Origin of the sequence: Pseudanabaena biceps PCC 7429, assembly GCF_000332215.1 — a bacterium.
Lineage (GTDB): Bacteria > Cyanobacteriota > Cyanobacteriia > Pseudanabaenales > Pseudanabaenaceae > Pseudanabaena > Pseudanabaena biceps.
Map to the genome: position 1 here is coordinate 1 of NZ_ALWB01000297.1, position 4,690 is coordinate 4,690.

The 4,690-nt window shown below is 44.8% G+C and carries 5 protein-coding genes and 1 tRNA gene; 4 read left to right on the forward strand and 2 right to left on the reverse strand.

From position 1 onward, the window contains the following. Window positions 1–66: 66 nt before the first annotated feature. Complete coding sequence (gene dnaK, locus PSE7429_RS21125) at window positions 67–1,968, reverse strand: molecular chaperone DnaK (RefSeq protein ID WP_009629403.1); 1,902 nt, start codon at window positions 1,966–1,968, stop codon at window positions 67–69. A 154-nt stretch (window positions 1,969–2,122) separates the two neighbouring features. Continuing rightward, window positions 2,123–2,830 (reverse strand): J domain-containing protein, encoded by a 708-nt coding sequence (locus tag PSE7429_RS21130; protein WP_009629404.1) that lies wholly within the window; start codon window positions 2,828–2,830, stop codon window positions 2,123–2,125. Between the two features lie 387 nt (window positions 2,831–3,217). Here PSE7429_RS21130 and PSE7429_RS21135 point away from each other — a divergent pair. From PSE7429_RS21135 to PSE7429_RS27645, 4 genes are all read left to right on the forward strand, one after another. Next, window positions 3,218–3,290: transfer RNA gene (locus tag PSE7429_RS21135), tRNA-Thr, on the forward strand. 250 nt (window positions 3,291–3,540) lie between these two features. Beyond that, window positions 3,541–3,972, forward strand: coding sequence for a DUF29 family protein (locus PSE7429_RS21140; RefSeq protein WP_009629405.1), 432 nt, complete (start codon window positions 3,541–3,543; stop codon window positions 3,970–3,972). Window positions 3,973–4,024: 52 nt separating this feature from the next. After that, on the forward strand, window positions 4,025–4,444 hold the full coding sequence (locus tag PSE7429_RS23935) for a hypothetical protein (protein WP_009629406.1): 420 nt from the start codon (window positions 4,025–4,027) through the stop codon (window positions 4,442–4,444). Window positions 4,445–4,453: 9 nt separating this feature from the next. After that, window positions 4,454–4,582, forward strand: a complete 129-nt coding sequence (locus PSE7429_RS27645) for a hypothetical protein (RefSeq protein WP_009629407.1) — start codon at window positions 4,454–4,456, stop codon at window positions 4,580–4,582. The last annotated feature ends 108 nt before the right edge of the window (window positions 4,583–4,690 follow it).

Below are 4,690 nucleotides of genomic sequence, written 5' to 3' on the forward strand. Positions count from 1 at the left end.
AGCGCCGCATCTCTCTTTTAATAAAAAAGAGGGTGGGCGCGTAGCGCCCACCCTCTTTTTTGTTAACTATTTCGATTCTGTGAAGTCAGCATCGATAACATCGTCATCGCCACTAGCAGCATCCTTAGTGCCATCTTGAGGTGCAGCACCTTCAGGAGCTTCCGCACCACCTTGCTGATAAACCGAGGAACTGAGAGCGTACAACGCTTGCTTCAATTCTTCAGTTTGAGCAGAGATCGCTTCGTGGTCATCCTTAGCGATCACTTCGCGTAGAGACTTGACCAAACCTTCGATCTTGGTCTTCTCAGCATCAGGAACCTTGTCTCCAAGATCTTTAAGTTGCTTCTCGGCTTGGTAAGCAAGAGAATCGGCTTGGTTTTTAGCTTCAATGCGATCGCGCTTTTCCTTGTCAGCGGAGGCATTACGCTCGGCTTCATTCACCATGCGCTCGACTTCATCCTTAGGCAAGGTGGATGCACCAGAGATAGAGATGGTTTGCACCTTACCTGTTCCCTTATCTTTAGCAGTTACCGACAATAGCCCGTTAGCATCAATGTCAAAAATAACTTCAATTTGAGGTACGCCACGAGGAGCAGGAGGAATACCATCGAGACGGAAAGTTCCGAGACTCTTGTTGTCGTTGGACATTTCCCGCTCACCTTGGAGAACGTGAATTTCCACATTGCTTTGTCCGTCAACCGCAGTCGAGAAGACTTCCGATTTCTTAGTAGGAACAGTGGTGTTTCTTGGGATAATCTTGGTCATTACGCCACCCAAGGTTTCCACACCAAGGGATAGAGGTGTAACGTCAAGCAACAAGATGTCCTTAACTTCACCAGCCAATACGCCAGCTTGGACGGCTGCGCCGATCGCCACAACTTCATCGGGGTTAACGCTTTGGTTGGGTTCCTTGCCAAGAATCTTCTTAACCACATCCTGAACCGCAGGAATACGAGTAGATCCACCCACAAGAACAACTTCATCAATCTTGGACTTGTCGATCTTGGCATCGCGGACGGCTTGCTCAACGGGAATGCGGCAGCGATCGATTAGATCTGAGCAGAGTTCTTCAAACTTAGCGCGAGTCAAGGTGGTATCTAAGTGCTTAGGACCATCTTGGGTAGCAGTGATAAAGGGAAGATTGATTTCAGTTTGAGTAACGCTAGAAAGCTCAATCTTTGCCTTTTCAGCCGCTTCAGTCAAACGTTGTAAAGCTTGCTTATCTTTGCGAAGGTCGATCCCTTCAGCGGATTGGAACTGGCTGGCAAGGAAATCTACGATCTTCTTGTCAAAGTCGTCACCACCAAGGTGAGTGTCACCACTGGTAGACATTACTTCAAATACGCCATCGCCCACTTCAAGGATCGATACGTCGAAAGTACCACCACCAAGGTCAAATACGAGGATCGTTTCGTTAGTCTTGCTATCTAGTCCATAGGCTAAAGCTGCGGCAGTAGGCTCGTTGATGATGCGGAGAACTTCAACACCAGCAATCTTCCCAGCGTCCTTGGTTGCTTGACGTTGAGAATCGTTGAAATATGCAGGAACGGTGATAACGGCTTGGGTAACGGTTTCGCCTAAATATTTGCTAGCGTCATCGACCAGCTTACGCAATACCTGCGCGGAAATTTCTTCGGGTGCAAATTGTTTGCTAGCGGCTGGAGCGTCAATCTTGACGTTTTCGCCCACCTTCATAACTTTGTAAGCGACTTGCTTGGATTCGCCGCTAACTTCGTCATAACGTCTACCGATAAAGCGCTTTACAGAATAAAAGGTGTTATCAGTATTCATAACTGCTTGGCGTTTGGCAATTTGACCAACCAAGCGATCGCCATTTTTAGCGTAGGCAACAACCGATGGTGTGGTACGGAAGCCTTCGGCGTTTGCAATCACCGTTGGCTTGCCCCCTTCCATGACGGCGACGACTGAGTTTGTCGTACCTAAGTCGATTCCAACTACTTTAGCCATGAGGCTTCCAACTCCTAAGTTTTGTTAATCTTTTATCTCATACAAGATTAGCTACTTTTCCCGATTAGCACATCAGGGGGACTCTACCTAATCTGGTAGGGTTTCCCGTACAAAGGGTTTACCTGTTGGTTGTTAGCTATGGCTTCTAGCAGTTTTAGTCTGACTGCAAATTTTGCATGGCTCTCTGCGCGTAGTAGCGCATTTCTTCAGCCCTACGCCATAGCTCTTGTCCAGTATGTAAATGGCGATCGTCAAAATTTAAAGTGAAATAATTTAACTCCTCGATGCCATCACTAATGGCATTGAGGCAGTGGTAGAGATAGCTGGCTATGCCTGCGGCGGATGCGGGGTTAGGAAAGGATCGAAAGAAAATCTGGGCCTTGGCATAGGAACCTCGACATTCATCAATGTAGTCCTCAAAGTCTTCCATGAGTCCATCGTCATAGGGATCGTCGGCAAGAGCATCGATCTGTTCGTCAAGACTATCGATGATCCCCTCTAGCAGATCAACGATTGGTTCATAGACTTGTTTACTCCAACGATCAATTTTTTGATCTTCATTAAGATGGGTTTCGCGCTTGGTAGGTGACTTTTGGGAGCCCTGCGAGGAACCGCTAGGATTGTGTTTAATACCAAGGCTGCGATCGTAGTGGGCGCGAGATTGAGGATTGCCGAGAACTTCATAGGCGAGGTTAATCGAGGCGATATCATCGTGATTATCGAGATGATGATTGCAATCAGGGTGAAATTCTTTAACCAGTCCACGATAGGCAGATTTGACCTCGGCAGGAGCAGCATTGTAGGCAATTCTCAGAGTTTTGTAATGATTTACTTGTTGGGTGCGATCGCTTGTCCTTGCCATGTCCTTCTGATTTGTCTGCGTATATAGGTAATTTGCTGATGCTTTGATGCTGAATCTTCAAGGATTCTGATGTTTTTTGAACCGTTATTTTGAAGCAGAGCAAAAATTTTCTAATAAGCACCTACTAAGCATTTTGTAGGGATATTCAATCATCGTCAACCACTTGACAGGTAAATCTACTCCCTTCCCAGTCAAGAGATAGCGGTGCGGGGCGAAGCCCCGCACCGCTATCTCTTGGTTTTATATGTCTATTTCTTTAGTGGGAAGGGAGTAGCTGTCAACCCTTGCTTTATAGTCAAGTAATTAGAGCTACGCTATATCTTTATTTTTGAGATAACTATTGCTAAAGCGATCGCACATCTGGTAATATTACAAAGGATTAAATTCGCTGGTGTAGCTCAGTTGGTAGAGCAACTGATTTGTAATCAGTAGGTCACGAGTTCGAGTCTCGTCCCCAGCTTACTTTTTATATCTAAAAAAGCCTAAAAAGCCTTGTATTGCAAGGCTTTTTAGTTTATGAAATTAAAATAATCATACCCAATACTACCTAATCGACACTGTTTTTTAGTCATGATTTTAGTCTAGGCAAATATGAGCATCGAAATTGGCGGGAAGATCGCCCAAGCGAACAGGAGCTAAAGAGAGGCGATTGTTAATATAGAGATCGCCCTCTTTGTATGGATTAGGCTACGAAGCTGGAGGTTAAAAGTATGGAAGAGTTATTAGAACTGAAGGGATTTTTACTAAATGGCAATATCTCCGATGCGTTGCTGTTAGTGGAGGAGATGACAGAGATGAGCAAGGATGACAAGCTGAACAAGATTTATAGCTTTGCCAAAATCTTGCTACTCCATCTGATCAAACAACGTGCCGAAAATCGCACTACGCGATCGTGGGATCTTTCAATTAAAAATTCGGTACGAGAAATTCAGCGGACTAATCAACGACGTAAGGCTAAAGGAAATTATTGCGAACCTTCTGAACTGCGCGAGGCTTTGGAAGATGCCTATGACATTGCGTTAGATGCTGCTGCGGGTCAGGCGTTTGGTGGACATTATGAATCGGCTGAGTTGGGTGCGATGGTCGATCGCGATCGCATAATTCAAGAGGCGATCGCTTTAGTTTCTGGAGATAATGTGTGAGCAAAGATAAATTTAAATAAAATCACAATATTGGTAGATCGTTGGTGTAAATATGGAGCCAGTTTCTTCTCTAATTGTGGGTTTGTTGCTAATTGTTGGCATTGGTTCTCTAACTAAAGTTGGCGAAAATATTACCGATGAGACATTGAAATTAGCGCGTTCACTTTGGGCTGTTCTCAGTCACAAGGCTCCAAATACGCAGACAGTAAAAGCGATTAATGCGGGTGAAGATTTTGATGCTCGACAAGCGGTAATTGATGTCGGGGCGATCGCCGATGATCCTGATGTCGTGAAGTTATTGGAGCAGGTGCGATCGCTACTATCCAGCAATCAAGAGCTGGCGGCTAAGGTAGAGGCTTTGCAATTACAACAGAGTCAGTCAAAATTTGATAATCCTAATAAGTTAGCTGAAAAAATTGGTGTCGTGGTTCAGAGTGGCGGCAAGGCAGATATTCAAACTTTAAATATGTAGGTGATCACTATGCTCGAAGCTCAAGATTTACGACCTTTGCTCAAGGAGTTATTGCGCGAAATGTTTACACAGGAGCAAGATCTGTTGGCTGAGTTGATTTATGAAGTAATGGAGGATGTGGCGATGGCTAGTAGATAGGGCAACCGCACACGTTTATGAATAAATAACGAAACAAAGAAGGCAAAGTAAAATGACCAATATAAATTAAAAGCAAAAAGTGCCATGTCTTCTACAATCAGCCCAGTC

What these genes read in the sequence shown, in the direction of transcription:
- dnaK (WP_009629403.1), bottom strand. Translation starts at nt 1,968, where the DNA reads ATGGCTAAAGTAGTTGGAATCGACTTAGGTACGACAAACTCAGTCGTC.
- PSE7429_RS21130 (WP_009629404.1), bottom strand. Translation starts at nt 2,830, where the DNA reads ATGGCAAGGACAAGCGATCGCACCCAACAAGTAAATCATTACAAAACT.
- PSE7429_RS21140 (WP_009629405.1), top strand. Translation starts at nt 3,541, where the DNA reads ATGGAAGAGTTATTAGAACTGAAGGGATTTTTACTAAATGGCAATATC.
- PSE7429_RS23935 (WP_009629406.1), top strand. Translation starts at nt 4,025, where the DNA reads ATGGAGCCAGTTTCTTCTCTAATTGTGGGTTTGTTGCTAATTGTTGGC.
- PSE7429_RS27645 (WP_009629407.1), top strand. Translation starts at nt 4,454, where the DNA reads ATGCTCGAAGCTCAAGATTTACGACCTTTGCTCAAGGAGTTATTGCGC.